At 60.6% G+C, this 22213-nt stretch carries 15 protein-coding genes and 1 pseudogene; 9 read left to right on the top strand and 7 right to left on the bottom strand.

Annotated elements, in window-relative coordinates:
• Positions 1–43: 43 nt before the first annotated feature.
• The 4 genes from BLU24_RS10160 (at position 44) to BLU24_RS10145 (ending at position 9554) form a co-directional block, all read left to right on the top strand.
• Positions 44–1372 (top strand): deoxyguanosinetriphosphate triphosphohydrolase, encoded by a 1329-nt coding sequence (locus BLU24_RS10160; protein ID WP_090284911.1) that lies wholly within the window; start codon positions 44–46, stop codon positions 1370–1372.
• Between the two features lie 909 nt (positions 1373–2281).
• Positions 2282–2908 carry a response regulator transcription factor gene (locus tag BLU24_RS10155; RefSeq protein WP_090284913.1) on the top strand — a complete coding sequence of 209 codons (627 nt, stop codon included), beginning with the start codon at positions 2282–2284 and terminating at the stop codon, positions 2906–2908.
• Between the two features lie 8 nt (positions 2909–2916).
• A complete protein-coding gene (locus BLU24_RS10150; RefSeq protein WP_093099727.1) occupies positions 2917–6561 on the top strand; it encodes a transporter substrate-binding domain-containing protein in 3645 nt (1214 codons plus the stop codon).
• A gap of 47 nt (positions 6562–6608) precedes the next feature.
• On the top strand, positions 6609–9554 hold the full coding sequence (locus tag BLU24_RS10145; protein ID WP_093099724.1) for an HD domain-containing phosphohydrolase: 2946 nt from the start codon (positions 6609–6611) through the stop codon (positions 9552–9554).
• Here the strand turns inward: BLU24_RS10145 and BLU24_RS10140 are convergent, their stop codons facing one another.
• Both BLU24_RS10140 and BLU24_RS10135 read right to left on the bottom strand, forming a co-directional pair.
• On the bottom strand, positions 9555–10037 hold the full coding sequence (locus tag BLU24_RS10140) for a GAF domain-containing protein (RefSeq protein WP_093099722.1): 483 nt from the start codon (positions 10035–10037) through the stop codon (positions 9555–9557). It abuts the gene before it with no gap.
• On the bottom strand, positions 10034–10924 hold the full coding sequence (locus BLU24_RS10135) for an ATP-binding protein (protein WP_093099720.1): 891 nt from the start codon (positions 10922–10924) through the stop codon (positions 10034–10036). Before BLU24_RS10135 ends, BLU24_RS10140 begins: the two co-directional genes overlap by 4 nt.
• Before the next feature lie 166 nt (positions 10925–11090).
• Here BLU24_RS10135 and BLU24_RS10130 point away from each other — a divergent pair, with 166 nt between their 5' ends.
• Complete coding sequence (locus BLU24_RS10130) at positions 11091–13412, top strand: hybrid sensor histidine kinase/response regulator (RefSeq protein ID WP_093099718.1); 2322 nt, start codon at positions 11091–11093, stop codon at positions 13410–13412.
• Here the strand turns inward: BLU24_RS10130 and BLU24_RS10125 are convergent.
• The 3 genes from BLU24_RS10125 to msrB all read right to left on the bottom strand — a co-directional run bounded on the left by BLU24_RS10125 (position 13396) and on the right by msrB (position 14844).
• Positions 13396–13857, bottom strand: a complete 462-nt coding sequence (locus tag BLU24_RS10125; protein WP_093099716.1) for a MarR family winged helix-turn-helix transcriptional regulator — start codon at positions 13855–13857, stop codon at positions 13396–13398. The two genes, BLU24_RS10130 and BLU24_RS10125, sit on opposite strands and share 17 nt — an antisense overlap.
• Entirely contained in the window at positions 13854–14339 is a 486-nt protein-coding gene (locus BLU24_RS10120; protein WP_093099714.1) for a glutathione peroxidase, read from the bottom strand. The genes BLU24_RS10125 and BLU24_RS10120 overlap by 4 nt, the downstream gene beginning before the upstream one ends.
• Before the next feature lie 109 nt (positions 14340–14448).
• Positions 14449–14844, bottom strand: coding sequence for a peptide-methionine (R)-S-oxide reductase MsrB (gene msrB / locus BLU24_RS10115; protein WP_090284928.1), 396 nt, complete (start codon positions 14842–14844; stop codon positions 14449–14451).
• 224 nt (positions 14845–15068) lie between these two features.
• Between msrB and BLU24_RS10110 the strand changes: the two genes are divergently transcribed.
• A complete protein-coding gene (locus BLU24_RS10110) occupies positions 15069–16280 on the top strand; it encodes a pyridoxal phosphate-dependent aminotransferase (protein WP_090284931.1) in 1212 nt (403 codons plus the stop codon).
• A 303-nt stretch (positions 16281–16583) separates the two neighbouring features.
• Positions 16584–17471 (top strand): protease HtpX, encoded by an 888-nt coding sequence (gene htpX / locus BLU24_RS10105; RefSeq protein ID WP_090284933.1) that lies wholly within the window; start codon positions 16584–16586, stop codon positions 17469–17471.
• A gap of 196 nt (positions 17472–17667) precedes the next feature.
• On the opposite strand, the gene BLU24_RS10100 is transcribed toward htpX, so the two are convergent.
• Complete coding sequence (locus BLU24_RS10100; RefSeq protein ID WP_093099712.1) at positions 17668–18324, bottom strand: thiopurine S-methyltransferase; 657 nt, start codon at positions 18322–18324, stop codon at positions 17668–17670.
• A 102-nt stretch (positions 18325–18426) separates the two neighbouring features.
• On the opposite strand from BLU24_RS10100, the gene BLU24_RS10095 reads away from it, so the two are divergent.
• Positions 18427–19194, top strand: coding sequence for a DODA-type extradiol aromatic ring-opening family dioxygenase (locus tag BLU24_RS10095; protein WP_093099710.1), 768 nt, complete (start codon positions 18427–18429; stop codon positions 19192–19194).
• A 116-nt stretch (positions 19195–19310) separates the two neighbouring features.
• On the opposite strand, the gene BLU24_RS10090 is transcribed toward BLU24_RS10095, so the two are convergent.
• Positions 19311–20984 carry a DEAD/DEAH box helicase gene (locus BLU24_RS10090; protein ID WP_093099708.1) on the bottom strand — a complete coding sequence of 558 codons (1674 nt, stop codon included), beginning with the start codon at positions 20982–20984 and terminating at the stop codon, positions 19311–19313.
• A gap of 420 nt (positions 20985–21404) precedes the next feature.
• On the opposite strand from BLU24_RS10090, the pseudogene BLU24_RS10085 reads away from it, so the two are divergent.
• Positions 21405–22194, top strand: a pseudogene (locus tag BLU24_RS10085) (crotonase/enoyl-CoA hydratase family protein).
• The last annotated feature ends 19 nt before the right edge of the window (positions 22195–22213 follow it).

Genomic DNA, 22213 nt, shown 5'->3' with positions numbered 1-22213 from the left:
CTAACGGCCAATATTCGAGTTTTCCTGACGGAGAGAAACAGCCTTGGATTGGCACACCCTGCTCAACCGCGAACGTCTCGGCAAGCCGCTGCACAGCCCGCAAGAACTCGGCCGCAGCCCTTTTCACAAAGACCATGACCGGATCATCTTCTCCGGCGCCTTCCGCCGCCTCGGGCGCAAGACCCAAGTGCACCCGGTCACCAGCAACGACCACATTCACACGCGCCTGACCCACTCGCTGGAAGTCAGCTGCGTCGGCCGCTCGCTGGGCATGCGCGTCGGGGAAACCCTGCGCAGCGCGCTACCCGAATGGTGCGACCCGGCCGACCTCGGCATGGTCGTGCAATCGGCGTGTCTGGCCCACGACATCGGCAACCCGCCTTTCGGCCATTCCGGTGAAGACGCCATCCGCCACTGGTTCCAGCAGGCCGCCGGTCGCGGCTGGCTCGACGGCATGAGCGAAGCCGAACGCGGCGACTTCCTTAACTTTGAAGGCAATGCCCAAGGCTTCCGCGTCCTTACGCAACTGGAATACCACCAGTTCGACGGCGGCACCCGCCTGACCTACGCGACCCTCGGCACCTACCTGAAATACCCTTGGACTGCACGCCACGCCGACTCGCTGGGCTATAAGAAACACAAATTTGGCTGCTACCAGAGCGAACTGCCCCTGCTTGAGCAGATCGCCCACAAACTCGGCCTGCCGCAAATCGAAGATCAACGTTGGGCGCGCCATCCATTGGTGTATTTGATGGAAGCCGCCGATGACATCTGCTACGCGCTGATCGATCTCGAAGACGGCCTCGAAATGGAGCTGCTGGAATACGCCGAAGTCGAAGCGCTGCTGCTCGGCCTGGTCGGCGATGACCTGCCGGAAACCTATCGTCTGCTCGGACCGCAAGACTCGCGTCGACGCAAACTGGCAATCCTGCGCGGCAAAGCCATCGAGCACCTGACCAACGCCGCCGCACGCGCCTTCGTCGAACAGCAGGACGCACTGCTCGCCGGCACCCTGCATGGCGACCTGGTCGAACACATGCACGGCCCGGCCAAACGCTGCGTACTGAACGCCAAAGACATCGCACGCAAGAAAATCTTCCAGGACAAACGCAAGACCCTGCACGAAATCGGCGCCTACACCACCCTGGAAATCCTCCTCAACTCCTTCTGCGGCGCCGCACTGGAACAACACAACGGCCGCACCCCGTCCTTCAAGAGCCGACGGATCCTCGACCTGCTCGGCAGCAACGCCCCCGACCCGCAAGGCTCGCTACACACCTCATTCCTGCGCATGATCGACTTCATCGCCGGCATGACCGACAGCTATGCCAGCGACATGGCCCTGGAAATGACCGGACGCTCCAGCCACTAAGGCCTGCGCACGCCCACAAAGATCAACAGCCCCTCACCCTAGCCCTCTCCCGGAGGGAGAGGGGACTGATCGTGGTGGATGCGAGAGTTACGCCGACTTGGGATACCGAGTCGTACCCAAATTTTGAACGGCCCACAAATCGGCTCCCTCTCCCTCGGAGGGAGAGGGGACTGATCGTGGTGGATGCGATAGATGCGCCAACGCGCGATACCGAGTCGAATACAGCACTTGAAAAGCACACAGATCGGCTCCCTCTCCAGGGGGAGAGGGCCGGGGTGAGGGGCAGCCACACCAAAAATCCAAAGCCAACCACCCGCTTCTAACCACTCAACAATGAGCGTTAGCTCGCGTGCTCTTGATCTTGATCTTGATCTTGCGTAACCAGCGACATCGGAAGGCTGAGTGGAGGGATCGATCCGGGCGTGGGAGCGCAGCGACCGTACGACGAAGTCGTACACAGCGGGAGTAGGTGCAGCGAAGCAAACCGTAGCCGCTGCGCCCGGATCGATTCCGGAGCGAAGGGACCCGAGCCTGCGAGGGCCGAACGCAGGAGCAAGCCTTTTTGGGTACTTTTTCGGCGTCTGGAAAAAGTGCCTCGCCGTAAGGGCGAAACCATAAGAAGCCGTTACCGCAGCAACGGATATGCCCCCAAATAAACCCCACACACCCGCAACTTTAAACAATAAAAAAACGCGATCCCCCGCCAACACTTACCACTCGTTCAAGCCAAACTAAAAGCCCATCCCGATCCTGCACTTCCTTACGCCAAACCCAGTTCAACTGTAGTCCGCTTCCTCAATGATTGTAGGACTTATCCGATACCATGACGCAGACCCCGTCACTCCCTGCGAGTGCTCATGCAACTGAGCTAAGGTGCGCGCTTTATTCGTGTTCGCATGGGATTTGATTATGAACTCCGTATTTATTGTCGACGATCACCCGGTCATCCGTCTCGCCGTTCGAATGCTGCTCGAACATGAAGGTTACAAGGTCGTCGGCGAGACCGACAACGGAGTCGATGCCATGCAAATGGTCCGCGAATGCATGCCCGATCTGGTCATCCTCGACGTGAGCATTCCCAAGCTGGACGGCCTGGAAGTACTGGCGCGCTTCAATGCCATGGGCTCACCGCTGAAAATCCTGATCCTGACCGCACAGTGCCCGACCCTCTTCGGCATTCGCTGCATGCAATCCGGCGCCTCAGGCTATGTCTGCAAACAGGAGGACCTGAGCGAACTTGTCAGTGCGATCAAAGCGGTACTTTCCGGATACAACTACTTTCCCAGTCAAGCGTTGAACCCCGTTCGCAATGACGACGTTCGTTATGCCGAACTTGAACTGTTCAAATCCGTTAATGACCGCGAGTTGATGGTCTTGCAACTTTTTGCCCAGGGCCGCACCAACAAGGAAATCGCCAAGGGCATGTTTCTGAGCAATAAAACCGTTAGCACTTACAAGAAGCGCCTGATGCAAAAACTCAAAGCCAAATCCCTTGTAGAACTTATCGAGATGGCCAAACGCAACGCACTCGTGTGAGAGCCAGCATGCCCAGTCGTTTGAAGGACTATCTAATCGCGTTGAGCGCAGGACTGTTGCTGAGCGCAAACGTCTTTGCCCTGCCCGTCTCCTCGCCGGACTACGCCTTGCTCAGCCGGTCGGCGAGCGATGCGATGACGGTGATGCTCGACCGGCCGCAGCGGCAGTGGCTGCTTGAACGCAACGAACTGGTGCTGGGCACCTCGGCGCCCGACTACCCGCCCTTTGACATGACGGTCAGCGGCAAGGATTACGAAGGCCTCACTGCCGACTACGCCGGACTGCTGGGCCAGGCCACCGGTCTGCCGATCCGGGTGCAGCGCTTCCCTTCGCGCGATGCAGCGATTCGCGCCTTGCTCGATGGCCAGGTCGACCTGCTCGGGACCGCCAACGGCTTCGAAGCCAGCAACGCCAACCTCGCCCTGTCGACCCCTTACGCTTTTGATCAACCGGTGCTGGTCACCCGCGAGGACGAAACCCGCTCGCTCAGCGAAGGCCTCGCCGGGCTGCGGCTGAGCATGGTCTATCACTACCTGCCATTGCCCGAAGTAAAGGCGCTGTATCCGAAAGCGCTCATTACCTGCTATCCCTCCTACCAGAACGCAATCAACGCGGTAGCGTTCGACCAGGCCGATGTGTTTCTCGGCGATACCCTTTCCACCCACTACATGATCAACAAGGGCTACCTGAACAACGTGCGCATGGCCAACTTCGGCAAGCAGGAAGCCCAGGGCTTCAGCTTCGCGGTGCGCCGCAGCAACCCGCAACTGTTGAGCATCATCGACCGTGTGCTCAAAGCCGTGCCGGCCAGTGAACGTGACAGCATTGCCAAACGCTGGAGCGCCGGTAGCGATCTGCTGCTCAGCGAGCAGAAACCGCAACTGACTGAACGCGAAGAAGCCTGGCTCAAACAGCATCCGGTGGTCAGCGTGGTGGTCAACGAGGCGTTTGCACCACTGACGTTTTTCGATAACGACGGCAATTTTCGCGGCATCAGCGCCGACCTGCTCGAGCTGATCCGCCTGCGTACCGATCTGCGTTTCGAGATCCGGCGCAGCCGTAACGACGCGGAAATGATCGAGCAGATCGATCGCCATCAAGCCGATCTGATCGCCGCGCTGCTGCCGTCGGAAGAACGCGAGAAACACCTGAGCTTCAGTCGGCCCTATCTGGAAAACTCCTACGTGTTGCTCACGCGCAAAAGCGCCGACGGCCCGACCAATCTCGGCCAGTTGCGCGGCAAGCAACTGGCAATTGCCCAGGGCAATCCAATGGTGGACTACCTGCGCGAGGAATATCCGCGCATCCATCTGATTGAAACCGCGGACACCTTCAGTGCAGTGTCGCTACTTGCCGAAGGCCGGGTCGACGGCGCGGTGAACTCGCTGGTCATTGCCAACTACTTCATTTCCTCGCGGATCTTCAATCAGCCGCTGCAGATCACTACCACCATTGGTACGAGTCAGGCCGCATTTTCGCTGGCGACGGCGCGTGACAACACCGAGCTGACCTCGATCATCAACAAGGCGCTACTGAGCATCGCACCGGATGAACTGGGCGTTATCAATGGCCGGTGGCGCGGTTATTCCACCGCCTCACAGAACATCTGGCACAACTACCAGCGCCTGTTTTATCAGGTCATTCTCGGCGCATGTCTGCTGTTGTTACTGCTATTGGCCTGGAACGCCTACATGCGCCACCAGATCAAACAGCGCCAGGCCGCCGAACGCGCGCTGAACGATCAACTGGAGTTCATGCGTTCACTGGTCGACGGCACGCCGCATCCGATTTACGTGCGCGACCGCCAGGGCTTGCTGCAAAGCTGCAACGAAAGCTACCTCGAAGCATTTGCTGCCAAGCGTGAGGACGTGATTGGCAAAAGCGTCATTGAAGGCACCCTGAGCAATGCTTTCGAGGCCCACGCCTTTCACGCCGATTACCAGCGAGTGGTTGCCGAAGGCACGCCGATGGTGGTCGACCGGCCGTTGCACATCGGCAACCGGCGCCTGACGATCTACCACTGGATATTGCCGTACCGCGATTCCAGCGGCGCTGTACAGGGCATCATCGGCGGCTGGATCGACATCAGCGAGCGTCGTCAATTGTTCGATGAACTGCGCGCGGCCAAGGAGCAGGCGGACGAGGCCAACCGGGCGAAAAGCACCTTTCTGGCGACCATGAGCCATGAGATCCGCACACCGATGAACGCGGTGATCGGCATGCTCGAACTGACCCTCAAACGCATGGATCAACAACACCCGGATCGTTCTTCGATCGACACCGCCTACCATTCGGCCAAGGATCTGCTCGGTTTGATCGGTGACATTCTCGACATTGCGCGCATCGAATCCGGGCGCCTGAGCCTGTGCCCGGAGCGGGTCAATCTGGTCGACACCGTGGCATCGGTCACGCGCATTTTCGACGGCCTCGCCCGGCAGAAAAACCTCGTCCTGCAAACCCTGCTCAATCCACCGGAGCTGGCCGTCGATGTCTATCTCGACCCACTGCGTTTCAAGCAGGTGCTGTCGAATCTGGTCAGCAACGCGATCAAGTTCACCGAGCAGGGCCAGGTCAGGATCACCCTTGATCTGATGAACACCGAAGCGCCAGGCCGCGCGCTGATGCAGTTGACCGTGCAGGACAGCGGCGTCGGTATCAACGCCGAGGACCAGCAACGCCTGTTCGCGCCATTTGCCCAGGCACAGAACAGCCATCGACAAAGCCGAAGCGGCGCCGGTCTGGGCCTGGTGATCAGTCGTAACCTGTGCGAAATGATGGGCGGCCAGTTGCAATTAAGCAGCCAGCCGGGAATCGGCACTCAGGTGTGCATCACGCTTGCTGTGGAAACCCTGCCGGCACAGGTGAGCGCCGGCAAAAACGAAGCTGCGATCAAAAAAGCGCGAACGCCTTTATGCGTGCTGGTGGTGGATGATCACCCGGCCAATCGCCTGCTGATGTGCCAGCAGCTGGAATTTCTCGGCCATCGCTTCAGTGTTGCCGAAAATGGCTGCGTCGGTCTGGAACGATGGAAGGCCGGTCACTTCGATCTGGTGATCGTCGACTGCAACATGCCGCTGATGAACGGCTATGAACTGACCCGCGCCATTCGCCAGCATGAAATGCAGACGCGTTGTCCACCCTGCACCGTATTGGGCTTTACCGCCAATGCGCAACCGGAAGAGGTCCAGCGTTGCAAGCAGGCAGGCATGGACGATTGCCTGTTCAAGCCGCTGAGTCTCAGCCTGCTCAGTGAATGGGTCGACGGCATCACCCCGGCGTCGTCAGGCCAGGCGTTCGATGTGCAAAACCTCGACACGCTGACCGGCGGCAACCCGACACAGACCCGTCGCCTGGTCGCCGAGTTACTCAAGAGCAGTCGTCTTGACCGCCAGGAGTTGCTGGCGTTATCGCCGGAGCGTGACCGTGCGGCGCTGGCGGAGGTCGCGCACAAGATCAAGGGCGCCGCGCGGATCGCTCAGGCCAAACGCGTCATCGAATGTTGCGAAGCCCTCGAACAGGCTTGCATCAACGCGGCGCCAGCCGATGAGCTTGCTCGCCATTGCGAAGCGAGCGATCAGGCGATGCTCGAACTGGAGCAGGCTTTGCAACAACAATTGACACTGTCGGAGCAAAGCACAATGAGCCCGCCTTAACTATGCTGGGTGCTGAGCAGTGAGTTAACCATCATGGAGAGCCAGAAATGCCCAGCCCACTGCGCCCGGAACAACGCCGGTTACCGCTGCACGTCCACATCAGCGTCATGTTCACCTGCCTGCTGCTGCTCACCGGGGTCGTGCTGGGGCTTTTCAATTACCGCCAGACCACGCAGATCATCCTGTCGAGCAGCGAGAAACTGTTCAACCGCATCGAACAGGATGTGCGTCTGGACATGGCCGCCACCTATCAACCGATCCGCCATCTGCTGAGCCTGCTGGCCGGTGATCCGGCCGCGCAGGCCGTCAACCTCGAGCAACGCCTGCCCTTGCTGCGACCGTTCAGCCAGTCGCTGACGGACAACCCAAGCCTGGCCTCGCTGTACCTGGGTTATGCCAACGGCGACTTTTTCATGGTGCGGCCATTGCGCAGCGCCGCCATCAAGACCTTGCTCAAAGCGCCCGAGGCCGCTGCGTTTCAGGTCTGGAGCATCGAGCACGATGCGCAGGGCAACCTGCACTCGCAGTCGCTGTTTTTCGACCCGGCACTGCTGCCGGTCGGCCGTCAGGACAACCTCGCCGACCGTTACGATCCGCGCAGTCGCGCCTGGTTCACTCAGGCGCGCGAGCGAAACGAGCAGATCACCACCGAACCCTACGTATTTTTCTCCACACACAATGTCGGCACCACCCTGGCCCGACGCAGTGGCGACAACGTCGTGATCGGCGCCGACCTGACACTGGTCGCCCTGTCGGCAACCTTGAGCAAGCATGTGGTCACGCCGTCCACCGAGATCGCCCTGTTCGATGCAGACGGCAATGCCGTGGCCTACCCCGACAGCCAACGCCTGATCGTGAAGGGCAGCGCGGCCAGCCTGGCCAAGGCCGCCGATCTGAGCCCTGCCCTGCATGCACTGCTGACGGGGGACCAGACCAGCAATCGCGTAAGCGCCGAAGGCCGCCAGTGGATCGTCGCCCGCAGCACCGTCGAGGAAGGCGGGCCAAAGGGCTTGCAACTGGCGCTGCTGGTGCCAGAAGACGAATTGCTCGTCGATGCCTACCGCTTGCGCTGGCAAGGCGCGCTGATCACCTTGGCGATCCTGCTGCTGTGCCTGCCGTTGGGCTGGGTGATTTCCCGGATTCTGGTCAAGCCTTTGCACGCGCTGGTCAAGGAGGCCGACGCGATCCGTAGTTTCAATTTCGACTTTCCCTCGGCACGCCGCTCACCGGTGCTCGAAGTCGATCAGTTGAGCGTGTCGATGGCGCGGATGAAAGACACCCTGGCGAGTTTTTTCCGCATCACCGACACCCTCGGCGCGGAAACGCGCTTCGCCTCTCTGTTGCAACGGGTGCTGTTCGAAACGGTGCAGATCGCCCAGGCGCAGGCCGGACTGATTTACCTGCGCGAAAGCGACAGCACACGCATGGAGCCCTACGGGCTGGTCATCGATGGCGCGCCCCAGGCACTGGAAACTTTCGAGATACAGGGCCACGACCTGCAGCACAGCAACGGCCCCGAGTGGTTCGAGCAATTGATCAGCGCCAACAATGTCGTCAGCCATCTGGGTTTCGATCAGGCCGGGGATCTGCAAAGAGTCCTGCTGGCGATGCAATCACCGCGCATCCATCTGATCGGCATCCGTCTGCACAACCGCCATGACGAAACCATCGGCCTGCTGATTCTGCTGGTCAATGACAGCGGCACCACGGCCGATCTGGAAAAACTGCGACCGGACCGTATCGCCTTCTTGCAGGCCGTTTCCGGAGCCGCCGCAGTGAGCATCGAGAGCCAGCGCCTGCAAGCGCGGCAGAAACAACTGCTGGATGCGTTCATTCAATTACTGGCAGGCGCCATCGATGCGAAAAGCCCCTACACCGGCGGGCATTGCCAGCGCGTGCCGGAGCTGACACTGATGCTGGCTCAGGCGGCAGCGGCCAGCGATGCGCCGGCCTTCCGTGCCTACCAGCCCAGCGAAGATGAATGGGAAGCCCTGCACATCGCCGCGTGGTTGCACGACTGCGGCAAGGTAACAACGCCGGAATACGTGGTCGACAAGGCCACCAAACTGGAAACCATCAACGACCGCATCCACGAAATCCGCACGCGTTTCGAAGTACTCAAGCGCGATGCCTGGGTCAGCTATTGGCAGGCACTTGCCATGGGCGGCGATGAGTCCGCCCTGGCGGGCCTGCGCGACACGACGCTGGCGGCGCTGGATGACGATTTTGCGTTTGTCGCGCGTTGCAACCTGGGCAGCGAGGCCATGGCTGACGCCGATCTGCAACGCCTGAACACACTGGCGCAGCGCACCTGGATGCGTACGCTGGATGATCGTCTGGGCGTTTCGTGGGAGGAGAACCGGCGGCAGGCACGCACACCCGCGCCAAGCTTACCGGTCCGGGAAAAGCTGTTGGCGGACAAGCCCGAACATCTGCTCGAACGTGACCCCAACGAGTTGATTCCCGAAGACAATCCGTGGGGTTTCAAGCTCGATGTGCCGCGCTACAAATACAATCGCGGCGAACTCTACAACCTGAGCATCAGCCGCGGCACGCTGACCCGCGAGGAGCGCTATGTGATCAACCACCACATGGTGCAGACGATCATGATGCTCAGCCACCTGCCCTTTCCCGGCCACCTCGAGAGCATTGCCGAAATCGCCGGCGGCCATCACGAAAAAATGGACGGTACCGGCTACCCGAAACGTCTCAAGCGCGAAGAAATGAGCCTGCCGGCGCGGATGATGGCGATTGCCGATATCTTCGAAGCACTGACCGCCGCCGATCGCCCCTACAAGAAAGCCAAGACCCTCAGCGAGGCACTGGCGATCATGGCAACCATGTGCCGCGAAGCGCACATCGATGCGCAGCTGTTTGGCCTGTTCATCAGCGAAGGCGTGTACCGGCAGTACGCCGAGCGTTTTCTCGACCCGGCGCAGATCGACAGCGTCGACCCGGCCAGCCTGTTGCTCAAGGCTGGCCTCGATCCGTGATCAGCAATCGGTCAGACGCAGGAAAATCGCCGCCAGTTGCTCGATGCCGGCCTGATCCTGCGCAGCGAAACGCGAAAGTTTCGGGCTGTCGAGATCAAGCACACCGATCAGGCGACCGTCCTTGACCAGCGGCACGACCAGTTCGCTGTTCGACGCGCTGTCACAGGCGATATGACCGGGAAAAGCATGCACGTCCTCGACGCGTTGGGTTTGCCGGGTGGCCGCTGCCGCACCGCACACGCCGCGACCGAACGGAATGCGCACGCAAGCGATCTGGCCCTGAAACGGGCCAAGCACCAGTTCTTCGTTGCGATTGAGGTAAAAACCGGCCCAGTTCAGGTCATCGAGCTGGTTGAACAGAAATGCCGAAAACTGCGCGGCGTTGGCGATAAAATCGCGCTCGTCCGCCAACAGCGATTCCAGCTGTGCCGCCAACAGACCATAGCCTTCAAGGCCCCGGCCACTTTGTTGCAAATCGATCATGCCTTGTGCTCCAGCAATTTCAGGCCCACCCAATAGCGGGCAAACTGATACGCGCAACGTCCGTTGCGATTGCCGCGGCCGGTGGCCCAACGCACGGCGAGAATGTCCAGCGCTTCATCACGCTGCCAGCTCAAGCCGGCCTTCGCGGCCAACTGGCCGATCCAGTGTTCGACGACGTTGAGGAAATGTTCCTGGGTAAACGGGTAGAACGACAGCCACAGGCCGAAACGGTCCGACAACGCGATCTTGTCTTCAACGGCTTCGCTGGGATGCAGTTCGCCGTCGACGCGTTTCCAGTTTTCGTTGTCGCTTTCCTTTTCCGGCACCAGATGGCGGCGGTTCGAGGTGGCGTACAGCAAGACGTTGTCCGGCGCCTGCTCGAGCGAGCCATCGAGCACGCTTTTCAGCACGCGATAATCGCCTTCGCCGGATTCGAACGACAGGTCATCGCAAAACAGCACGAAGCGTTGCGGCAGTTTGGCGATCTGCTCGACCACTCGTGGCAGGTCTGCCAGATGGTCACGCTCGATCTCGATCAGGCGCAGTCCGGCCGCGGCGTGTTCCGCCAGCAGCGCGCGCACCAGCGACGACTTGCCGGTACCGCGCGAGCCCCAGAGCAACGCATGGTTGGCCGGCATGCCATCGAGAAATTGTTGGGTGTTACGGCCCAGTTGTTCCAGTTGCCGGTCGACACCGATCAGGTCCGACAAGCGCATGTCGAGGCTGACTTCCAGCGGCAGCAGATAGCCGCTGCGCCCGTCGCGCTGCCAGCGCGCGGCCAGGCAGGTGCCCCAGTCGATTACCGGCCGTGGCGCCGGCAACAATGGTTCGATGCGCGCCAGAACCGACTCGGCGCGTTCAAGAAAAGCATTCAATCGGGAATCCACGTCTTCTCCTCGGGCACGTTCACAGTGATGATGACGATCCAGCGACGACACACAGACCCAAATCACCCGAGCAAGCCTTGTTACAAGGCGATTCGGGAACCTCGGTATCCATACATGATCGACTATGCTTGAGCAGCGAAGGGAAACGGAAGTGGTTCAACACCCCATGGATATCAAATTCACCCACCGGCTGTCGTTCAAACAAGCCAGGCTTACCGTGCTGGTCGGGTTCATTCTGGGCACGCTGCTCAGCCTGCTGCAAATCGGCATCGATTATGCCAGCGAAGACGCCTCCATCAACCGTGAAATCCTGTCGCTGCTGGAAATCAGCCACAATCCGGCCTCGCGCATCGCCTATAACATCGATGCCGAACTGGCGCAGGAACTGACCCTGGGCCTGTTGCGCTCGCCAGCGATCATCTCGGCGACGCTCACCGACAACAACGGCACGGTATTGGCCAACGTCAAGCGCCCCGAGCTGCAGAGCGGCTATCGGGTGATCAGCGATTTTCTGTTTGGCGCCAAGCGCCAGTTCGAAGATCGCCTGTATCTGGATCATCTGCCCAACGAATCGCTTGGCGTATTGAATCTGGAAGTCGACACCTACGCCTTCGGCAGTCGGTTCCTGCGCCGGGCCGAGATCACCCTGCTCAACGGTTTCGCCCGCAGCCTGCTGCTGACCGGCATTCTGCTCGCGCTGTTCTACGTGATGCTGACCAAGCCGTTGGTGCGGGTCATCCGCGAACTCAGCGGCCGCGACCCGCGCAGCGCCGAGCCGACCACTCTGGAATGCCCCGCTGGCCATGCCAACGATGAAATCGGCGTGCTGGTCAAAGTCGCCAATCAGCAATTCGAGAACATTGCCACCGAGATCCAGCAGCGGCGCAATGCGGAAAACCGTCTGACCGACTATCTCGGTCAACTGGAAAACATCGTCTCGGCGCGCACTGCCGAACTCAAGGCCATCAACGCGCGGCTCAGCCAGTCCAACCAGGAACTGGAGGTCGCGCGCAGCACCGCGCTGGACATGGCCGAAGCGCGCTCGGCGTTTCTCGCCAACATGAGCCACGAAATCCGCACACCGCTCAACGGCCTGCTGGGGATGATCGCGCTGTCGCTCGACGGCCCGCTGAACGCCGAACAGCAGCAACAGCTCTCGATCGCCCATGACTCGGGCAAGGTGCTGGTCGAGCTGCTTAACGACATTCTCGACCTGTCGAAATTCGATGCCGGGCAACTGGAGCTCGAACACATCCCGTTCGACCTCGGCTCGCTGATCGAAGACACCGCCAACCTGCTGTCGCAGAACGCCGCGCCAAGCGTCGAGCTGACCTGCCTGATCGATCCGCACTTTCCGGCGCTGGTACTCGGCGACCCGACCCGGGTGCGGCAGATCGTCAGCAACCTGCTGTCCAACGCTCTGAAATTCACCCGCTTCGGCCGCGTCGACGTGCGTCTTTCGACTTACAGGGAGGGCGTGCGCATCGAAGTCTGCGACACCGGCATCGGCATCGCCCAGGAAGCGCAGTTGAAAATCTTCCAGCCGTTCACCCAGGCGGGCGCCGGTATCACCCGCCAGTACGGCGGCACCGGCCTGGGGCTGGCGCTGACCTACAACCTCTGCGAAGCGATGCAGGGCCGGTTGACGATCAGTTCCGAGATCGGTTTCGGCAGTCAGTTCTGCGCCGAGCTGCCCCTGCCCTGCCACACCCGTGCCCTGGCGCCGGCGCCGCTGCAAGGAAAGATTCTCGCCATTACCGCAGCCAGCAGTGGTCTGGCGGAACTGCTGCAAAGTCTGCTGCCGGTCTGGGGCCTGGAGTACACGCAGCGCACCATCGATGATTCGCTGCTGGGCCTGAAACCTGACGTGTTGATTACCGATTGCCCGGAGTGCCTGTTCGGGTTGCGACCGACCATCACCGCACCGATTCTGCTGGTGACGGCCTACGGCAGTTTCCTGCCGAGCGAAGAAGCCGCCGCCCTCGCCCCTCTGCAACAACAGGCCCGCCCGCTGGCACGTAACGCGCTGTACCAGAACCTGCGGCGCACTTTGCAGCCGGAAGTGATCGCGATCAACGATGCACAGCAAGACGCATCGACCGCAATCACTCGCGGGCGGGTGTTGCTGGTCGAGGACAACCCGGTCAATCAACTGGTGGCCAAGGGCATGCTCGGCAAGCTGGGTTGCGAAGTCGTCGTCGCTGCCCACGGTGCCGAAGCGCTGGATCAGCTTGAATTCAACGATTTCGATCTGGTGCTGATGGATTGCAACATGCCGGTGATGGACGGTTACGAAGCGAGTCGACAGATCCGCCAGAGCGGACGCTGGCCGCAGCTGCCGATTGTCGCCCTGACCGCCAACGCCATGTCCGAGGAACGTGAACGTTGCCGCGCGGCCGGCATGAGCGATTATCTGGCCAAGCCGTTCCGCCGCGAGGAGCTGGCGGCCCTGCTCGATCAGTGGGTGCCGACTACCCCAGCGCCTTGATCTGCCCCAACAAGTGGTCGAGGCCGTCGCGCAGTTGATTGAGCCGGTCCAGGTCTACTCCGCTATCGCATAACAGGCGGGCCTTCAGCGGCCCGACCTGTTCACGCAGCGCCTGTCCCGCAAGCGTCAGGCTCAAGTGCACTTCACGCTCGTCACGGGCCGAACGTTGGCGCTGCACCAACTGCAATTGCTCCAGACGTTTGAGTAGCGGCGTCAATGTGCCCGAGTCCAGCGCCAGGCGCTCGCCCAGCGCTTTGACGGTCGGTTGCTGCGGTGCGACGTCCTGCCATTCCCACAACACCAGCATCGCCAGGTATTGCGGGTACGTCAGGCCGAGCTGATCGAGCATCGGCTTGTAGGCGCGAGTCACCGCTCGCGAAGCGGCGTACAGCTTGAAGCACAACTGGCTGTCGAGCTTCAGCGAATCGAGCGGCAGGCTGTTCATTTGAGCAGGGCTTCGATCTCGCGGCTCAGGTCCTGCGGCTTGGTTGCCGGGGCGAAGCGCTTGACCAACTGGCCGTCCTTGCCGATCAGAAACTTGGTGAAATTCCACTTGATGCCTTGCGAGCCGAGCACACCGGGCGCGCGTTTCTTCAACTGCACGAACAACGGATGAGCGCCGGCGCCATTGACCTCGACCTTTTTGAACAGTGGGAAGCTGACACCAAAATTCAGCTCGCAGAATTCGCTGATCGCGCCTTCGTTGCCGGGCTCCTGCTTGCCGAACTGGTTGCAGGGAAAGCCCAGTACAACCAGACCCTGATCCTTGTAGGTCTGCCACAGCTCTTCGAGGCCTTTGTATTGCGGAGTGAAGCCGCATTTGCTCGCGGTGTTAACCACCAGCACCGCTTTGCCGGCGAAATCGGCCAGGGTCTTTTGCTCACCCTTGATGGTGGTGCACGGAATGTTCAGCAGGTTGTCGCTCATGAGTCGGGCTCCACGAAGGGTCGGCAAAGGCCAAACATAGCGAGCAATTCAATTGTGTGCAATTTAATTACTCGATAAAAAGGCGACCCGGCGGTCGCCCTGTTGGTGCCTACTGGCGTGGTTCGAGATTCAGGCACACCGAGTTGATGCAGTAGCGCAGGCCGGTCGGTGGCGGGCCGTCCGGGAACACGTGGCCCAGATGCGCATCGCAACGCGCGCACTTCACTTCGGTGCGGATCATGCCGTGGCTGGTGTCACGGATTTCGGTCATCGCGCTTGCGCCGATCGGCTCATAAAAACTTGGCCAGCCGCAGCCGGAGTCGAACTTGGTCGTGGAATCGAACAGTGGCTCATTGCAGCAGACACAGTGATAGACACCATCGGTCTTGGTGTCGTTGTATTTGCCGGAGAACGGGCGCTCGGTGGCACTGAGGCGACACACGTTGTACTGCTCTGGATCGAGCATGGCTTTCCATTCTTCCAGGGTTTTCTGCAACTTTTCCATCATCACACCTCAGCGGCTGAAAAAGCCCGATCTGTACCTTTTCCACGGATCGGGCGGCACGTATGATTGCGCCTCGTCACGCACCAGTCTGGCAGCCAGACCGGGCGCATTCAAACGGATTCTCCGAGCCATGGCTCGAGCGGTCCGCCTGTGTGAGGACGCAGGATTCCCAGTACGGTTGTCCATTCGCCGCCTGGATCGTTCATTTTCAGGATCACATCGCCATGCAGTTCAGCAAATCGAACAAGCTCGCCAACGTCTGCTACGACATTCGCGGCCCGGTGCTCAAGCACGCCAAACGTCTGGAGGAGGAAGGCCAGCGCATCCTCAAGCTGAACATCGGCAACCCGGCACCGTTCGGTTTCGAAGCGCCGGACGAAATTCTTCAGGATGTGATCCGCAACCTGCCGACCGCGCAAGGCTACAGCGACTCCAAAGGCCTGTTCAGTGCGCGCAAGGCCGTGATGCAGTATTACCAGCAGAAGAATGTCGAAGGCGTCGGCATCGAAGACATCTACCTGGGCAACGGCGTGTCCGAGCTGATCGTGATGTCGCTGCAGGCGCTGCTCAACAACGGCGACGAAGTGCTGGTGCCGGCCCCGGACTACCCGCTGTGGACCGCTGCCGTCAGCCTCGCGGGCGGTAACGCCGTGCATTACCTGTGCGACGAGGGCGCCGGCTGGTTCCCTGACCTGGCGGATATCAAGGCCAAGATCACCCCGAACACCAAGGCCATGGTGATCATCAACCCGAACAACCCGACCGGCGCGGTGTATTCGAAGGAAGTGCTGCTGGGCATGCTGGAAATCGCCCGGGCGCACAATCTGGTGGTGTTCTCCGACGAGATCTACGACAAGATCCTCTATGACGATGCCGTGCACGTCTGCACCGCCTCGCTGGCGCCGGACCTGCTGTGCCTGACCTTCAACGGCCTGTCGAAGTCCTACCGCGTCGCCGGTTTCCGCTCGGGCTGGATTGCCATTTCCGGGCCGAAACACAACGCACAGAGCTACATCGAAGGCATCGACATGCTGGCCAACATGCGCCTGTGCGCCAACGTGCCGAGCCAGCATGCAATCCAGACCGCGCTGGGCGGCTATCAGAGCATCAATGATCTGGTGCTGCCGCAGGGTCGCCTGCTGGAACAGCGCAATCGCACCTGGGAATTGCTCAACGACATTCCTGGCGTGAGTTGCGTCAAGCCGATGGGCGCGCTGTATGCGTTCCCGAAAATCGACCCGAAAGTCTGCCCGATCCACAACGACGAGAAATTCGTCCTCGATCTGCTGCTTTCGGAAAAGCTGCTGGTCGTGCAAGGCACGGCGTTCAACTGGCCATGGCCCGACCACTTCCGTGTGGTCACCCTGCCCCGTGTCGACGATCTGGAAATGGCCATCGGCCGCATCGGCAACTTTCTCAAGTCCTACCGCCAGTAACTGGCCAGCAGTGCGCAACGGCCCAATGTTGCGCACTGTCTGATTCAGCAACACTTCTGCGTTCCGCCTGCGCACAGGCCTTCTACACTTGCGTTTCGTGCCCGCTGACAGCGTCCGGGGTAGTGGCGACGGGTCGCGGCTGCCCGTCATCCTTGTCCTGATCTGACGTGGGAAATGTGCCGGGTGCTGAAGAATACGCTGTAGGACACAGTTTGAAATAGTCACTCAGTTGAATCGCCCGGTGCAGCACCTTATATACCCCGCAGTACGCTACATCTTTAGCTTGAGGAGATTTCTACAACCATGATGCGCATCCTGCTGTTTTTGGCCACTAACCTGGCGGTCGTGCTGATAGCCAGCATCACCCTGAGCCTGTTCGGCTTCAACGGGTTCATGGCGGCCAACGGGGTCGACCTCGACCTCAGTCAGCTGCTGGTTTTCTGTGCCGTCTTTGGTTTCGCCGGCTCGCTGTTCTCGCTGTTCATCTCCAAGTGGATGGCGAAGATGAGCACGGGCACCCAGATCATCAGCCAGCCGCGCACCCGGCATGAGCAATGGCTGCTGCAAACCGTCGAGCAACTGTCCCGCGAAGCCGGGATCAAGATGCCCGAAGTGGGTATTTTCCCGGCCTACGAAGCGAACGCCTTCGCCACTGGCTGGAACAAGAACGACGCGCTGGTCGCGGTCAGCCAGGGCCTGCTCGAGCGGTTTTCGCCCGATGAAGTCAAAGCCGTGCTGGCCCACGAAATCGGCCACGTCGCCAACGGCGACATGGTCACGCTGGCGTTGATCCAGGGCGTGGTGAACACCTTCGTGATGTTCTTCGCACGGATCATCGGCAACTTCGTCGACAAGGTGATCTTCAAGAACGAAGAAGGCCAGGGCATCGCCTACTACGTAGCGACCATCGTCGCCGAACTGGTACTGGGCATTCTCGCCAGCGCGATTGTCATGTGGTTCTCGCGCAAGCGCGAATTCCGTGCCGATGAAGCCGGCGCCCGTCTGGCTGGCACCAACGCGATGATCGGCGCTTTGCAACGCCTGCGCGCCGAACAGGGCCTGCCGGTGCACATGCCGGACACCCTGAACGCGTTCGGCATCAACGGTGGCATCAAACAGGGCTTCGCCCGCATGTTCATGAGCCACCCGCCGCTGGAAGAGCGAATCGACGCCCTGCGTCGTCGCGGTTGATTCCAAGGTTGTAAAAACAAGGCCCGCAGTGATGCGGGCCTTTTTTATATCTCGGGGTTATGCGTCGCGAGTGCCGGCCTCATCGCGAGCAAGCTCGCTCCCACAGGTATTGATGGTGTACACAAAATCTGTGTTCCACAACCAGCCCTGTGGGAGCGAGCCTGCTCGCGATGAGGCCGGAACTGCATGCATATAACTAACGGCTGTAAACCCGATAAACCCGCTCTAGCAACGACTTCACCCCCGCATCGGAAAACCTCGGGCTCTCGGCCAAGACATCCTGCTCTTCCAGCCTTTGCAGCTGCCAGCCCTCACTGAACAACCGCTGCACCTCCTCATCATCCACCGCAAACGGTGGCCCGGGCATTTGCGCCTGAGGGTAATCGAGGGTGATCAACAACCCCTGCACACCGGGCGCAAGGATTTGCTGGAGATGCGCCGCATAACGTTCACGCATCGGCGCCGGCAAGGCGATCAGCGCGGCGCGGTCGTACAACGCCGTGCAACCGGCAACGTCCTGCGCCGTCAGCGCAAAGAAGTCCCCGCACCACAACTCGATGGCATCACTGCGGTAAACCTTGAAAGCGCCCTCCTGGTTGATCTGCGGTTCAACCTGATGCTCGCTGAAAAAATCGTCGATCGCTTTTTCCGACAATTCAACTCCGAGCACTTGATGACCGCGCTCGGCGAGCCACAGCAAATCCAGGCTTTTTCCGCACAGCGGCACCAGCACGCGCGCCGAGGGCTCAATCGACAGGTCGGGCCAATAGCGTCGCAAATACGGATTGGCCTCGGGCTGATGAAAGCCGATCTGGTTCGAATCCCATTTCTTGTACCAAAACTCAGGCTGCATGCATCACTCCCGAAAAATCGATGAAAAACCGCGAAAACTTATATTAGATTCAAATCGGTCAACTGACCGAAGATGAGCCATCTTAACCCTCAGGAATCCACCATGTTGCCCAGCCTGTTCATTTCCCATGGCTCACCGATGCTGGCCCTGGAACCCGGCGCCAGCGGCCCTGCATTGGCGCGGCTGGCGGCCGAACTGCCTAAGCCCAAAGCCATCGTCATGGTTTCCGCGCACTGGGAAAGCCAGGAATTGTTGGTCAACAGTCATCCGCAACCGGAAACCTGGCACGACTTCGGCGGTTTTCCCCGCGCATTGTTCGAGGTGCAATACCCGGCACCAGGCAATCCGCAACTGGCCGCTGAGGTCGCCGCCCTGTTGACTGCCAACCACCTGCCGGCGCGCCTCGACTCGCAACGCCCGTTCGATCATGGCGTCTGGGTGCCGCTGTCGCTGATGTATCCGCAAGCGGACATTCCGGTGGTACAGGTGTCTTTGCCGAGCCACGCGGGACCGGCGCTGCAAACGCGGGTTGGCCGAGCCCTGGCGAGCCTGCGCGATCAGGGCATTCTGTTGATCGGCTCCGGCAGCATCACCCACAACCTGCTCGAACTCGACTGGCATGCTGGTCCGGAAAGCGTCGAGCCGTGGGCACGGGAGTTCCGTGATTGGATAATCGACAGGCTGACAGCCGATGACGAGGCGGCGCTGCATGATTACCGCCAGCAGGCGCCGCATGCGGTGCGCAGTCATCCGAGTGATGAGCATTTGCTGCCGTTGTATTTCGCGCGGGGCGCCGGCGGTGAGTTCAGCGTGGCGCACAAGGGGTTCACGATGGGGGCGTTGGGAATGGATATCTATCGTTTTGGCTGACGCCATCGCCAGCAGGCTGGCTCCACAGGGTTTTGTGTGAACCGGAAAGACAGGCAAAAAAAATCCCCGAACCAGTCGGGGATTTTTTATGTGCGATCAATCAGCCCGAGGGCGGATCAATCTTCGCGGTAGCGACGCAGTTTCAGCTGCTTGCCGGCAACGCGAGTGTCCTTCAGTTTGGTCAGGAGTTTGTCCAGACCATCTTCCGGCAGCTCGACGAGGCTGAAGCTGTCACGCACCTGGATGCGACCGATCGCTTCGCGGGCCAGGCCACCTTCGTTGAGGATCGCGCCAAGCAGGTTTTTCGCTGCGATACCGTCACGCGCGCCCAGCGCGGTACGGCAACGAGCACGGCCTTCACCCAGAGGCATTGGCGCGCGACGCTCGCGGTCACCACGATCAGGACGCTCACCGGAACGCTCAGGACGGTCGCCACGCGGTGCGTTGTTCGGCACCAGTGGACGTTCCTTCTCGATCGCCGCCAGGTTCAGCGCTTGACCGTTGGTGGCTTTGCGCAGCAGCGCTGCTGCCAGTGCACGTGGAGTGCAACCGATGTCAGCGGTCAGGCGATCGAGCAGATCACCGTGAGTCGACTCGGCATCGCCAACCAGCGGCGACAGGCTGTTGGTCAGTTTCTTGATGCGTGCATCGAGAACGGCCTGAGCGTCCGGCAGGCGGACTTCAGCAACCTTCTGACCGGTGACGCGCTCGATCACTTGCAGCATGCGGCGCTCACGCGGAGTCACCAGCAGCAGCGCACGACCTTCGCGACCGGCACGGCCGGTACGGCCGATACGGTGCACGTAGGATTCCGGATCGTACGGCATGTCAACGTTGAACACGTGAGTGATGCGCGGAACGTCCAGGCCACGGGCAGCAACGTCGGTGGCGACAACGATGTCCAGACGGCCATCCTTGAGCGAGTCGATGACGCGCTCACGCTGGTTCTGGGCGATGTCACCGTTCAGCGCCGCGGCTTTGTAGCCTTTGGCGTCGAGGGCGCTGGCCAGATCCAGAGTCGCTTGCTTGGTGCGCACGAACATGATCAGCGCGTCGAAGTCTTCGACTTCCAGCAGGCTGAGCACGGCCGAGGTCTTCTGGTCAGCGTGAACCAACAGGTGAGCCTGTTCGATCGCGGTAACGGTCTGGGTCTTGGTCTGGATCTTGACGTGTTGCGGATCGCGCAGGTGGCGTTCGGCAATGGCGCGGATCGACTGCGGCAGGGTCGCCGAGAACAGAACGGTCTGACGGGTCGCTGGCAGAGCCTTGAAGATGACTTCCAGGTCATCCATGAAGCCCAGCTTCAGCATTTCGTCAGCTTCGTCGAGAACCAGATGGTTCACGGTCGACAGGACTTTCTCGTCGCGACGCAGGTGGTCACACAGACGACCCGGGGTAGCGACAACGATCTGTGCGCCATTACGGATAGCCTTGAGTTGCGGGCCCATCGGCGCGCCGCCGTAAACGGCCACGACAGTGACGCCTGGCATTTGCTTGGCGTAGGTTTCAAAAGCGGTTGCTACTTGCAGCGCCAACTCTCGGGTCGGCGCCAGGATCAGGGCTTGCGGTTCGCGCTTGGCAGGATCGATGCGGTGCAGAATAGGCAGTGCGAACGCGGCGGTTTTACCGGTACCGGTTTGCGCCTGGCCAATCATGTCCTGGCCGGCCATGATGATCGGGATCGATTGCTGCTGAATCGCCGAAGGCTCTTCGTAGCCAGTCGCTGCGACGGCTGCAAGAATATTCGGGTTGAGATTAAAAGCGGCGAATCCGCCGGTTTCCTGGGTCATGGGTCTGCCTCTAAGTGCATCCGCAAAGACCCATGCTCCAAAGCTGCGCATGCCGTGTTGAGACTCAAGAGTCGCCCTGGCAGCTTTGTCGGCGGGGATTTGCGAAAACGAATGAATGAAGATGAGTCGTCAAGGAAGAGTCCGCAGTGCGGACGTGCAGCCGAAGCTGACTTCGGGGAATTGCGCTACCTAAACGCGGCCCGGTTAAAGGCCGGCGCGCACTATACCGGATTTTGCCCGAAAAGGGAGCTTTTTTTATCGACCGGATCGCTGTGTCAGCGCTGTGTAATAGGGTTTTGCAGATAATCGCGCCAGGGTCTATTTTGCAAAGGCCCGCCCTGGCGTGCGATGGCGCTTAAACGATTCACCGAGCTGCGACATACCGTCGCGGCGCTGCTCTTGCCGCCCGAGGATTCAGCCATGAACCAGCCCTGCCCCGGCCGCGTCAGCCGCGAACGTCGCGGTCATGTCCACTTGATCGGACTTGACCGGGCCGCCAAGCGCAACGCCTTCGACCTCGACCTGCTCAACGATCTAAGCCTGGCCTACGGCGAGTTCGAAGCCGACCGCGACGCGCGGGTGGCAGTGGTGTTCGGCCATGGCGAGCATTTTACCGCCGGTCTGGATCTGCTCAATGCCAGCGCAACCCTTGCCGAGGGCTGGCAGGTTCCAGCCGGTGGTTGCGATCCGTGGGGCGTGTTCGTCGGGCCGCGGGTGAGCAAACCGGTGATCGTCGCGGCGCAGGGTTACTGCCTGACCATCGGTATCGAGCTGATGCTGGCCGCCGACATCAACCTCTGCGAGCAATACCCGCTTCGCGCAAATGGAGGTTCAGCGTGGGATCTTTCCTTTTGGTGGCGCGACTTTACGCTTTCAGCAGATCGCCGGTTGGGGCAACGCGATGCGCTGGCTGCTGACCGGGGATGAATTCGATGCGCATGACGCGTTGCATCTGGGCCTGGTGCAGGAAGTGAGGGCCAGCGAAGACCTGATGCCGCGTGCCATCGAGCTGGCAGAACGGATTGCCCGGCAGGCGCCGCTGGGGGTGCAGGCGACGTTGCTGTCGGCACGGCAGGCGCGCTATGAGGGCGAGACGGCGGCGGCGCAGGGATTGCCTGCACTGGTGAAGAAATTGCTGGCCACTGAAGATGCCAAGGAAGGCGTGCGGTCATTGGTGGAGCGGCGGCCCGGGGTTTTCAAAGGGTTTTGAGAAGTCTGTCGCCTATCGA

The organism is Pseudomonas sp. Z003-0.4C(8344-21) (assembly GCF_900104975.1).
GTDB lineage: Bacteria > Pseudomonadota > Gammaproteobacteria > Pseudomonadales > Pseudomonadaceae > Aquipseudomonas > Aquipseudomonas granadensis.
This window is presented reverse-complemented; position numbering and strand designations above follow the sequence as displayed.

Bases quoted from the DNA above. Each gene is read 5' to 3' on its own strand.
- BLU24_RS10145 (WP_093099724.1), top strand. From the start codon at position 6,609: ATGCCCAGCCCACTGCGCCCGGAACAACGCCGGTTACCGCTGCACGTC.
- BLU24_RS10125 (WP_093099716.1), bottom strand. From the start codon at position 13,857: ATGAACAGCCTGCCGCTCGATTCGCTGAAGCTCGACAGCCAGTTGTGC.
- BLU24_RS10120 (WP_093099714.1), bottom strand. From the start codon at position 14,339: ATGAGCGACAACCTGCTGAACATTCCGTGCACCACCATCAAGGGTGAG.
- htpX (WP_090284933.1), top strand. From the start codon at position 16,584: ATGATGCGCATCCTGCTGTTTTTGGCCACTAACCTGGCGGTCGTGCTG.
- BLU24_RS10090 (WP_093099708.1), bottom strand. From the start codon at position 20,984: ATGACCCAGGAAACCGGCGGATTCGCCGCTTTTAATCTCAACCCGAAT.
- BLU24_RS10095 (WP_093099710.1), top strand. From the start codon at position 18,427: ATGTTGCCCAGCCTGTTCATTTCCCATGGCTCACCGATGCTGGCCCTG.
- msrB (WP_090284928.1), bottom strand. From the start codon at position 14,844: ATGGAAAAGTTGCAGAAAACCCTGGAAGAATGGAAAGCCATGCTCGAT.
- BLU24_RS10100 (WP_093099712.1), bottom strand. From the start codon at position 18,324: ATGCAGCCTGAGTTTTGGTACAAGAAATGGGATTCGAACCAGATCGGC.
- BLU24_RS10150 (WP_093099727.1), top strand. From the start codon at position 2,917: ATGCCCAGTCGTTTGAAGGACTATCTAATCGCGTTGAGCGCAGGACTG.
- BLU24_RS10130 (WP_093099718.1), top strand. From the start codon at position 11,091: ATGGATATCAAATTCACCCACCGGCTGTCGTTCAAACAAGCCAGGCTT.
- BLU24_RS10110 (WP_090284931.1), top strand. From the start codon at position 15,069: ATGCAGTTCAGCAAATCGAACAAGCTCGCCAACGTCTGCTACGACATT.
- BLU24_RS10140 (WP_093099722.1), bottom strand. From the start codon at position 10,037: ATGATCGATTTGCAACAAAGTGGCCGGGGCCTTGAAGGCTATGGTCTG.
- BLU24_RS10155 (WP_090284913.1), top strand. From the start codon at position 2,282: ATGAACTCCGTATTTATTGTCGACGATCACCCGGTCATCCGTCTCGCC.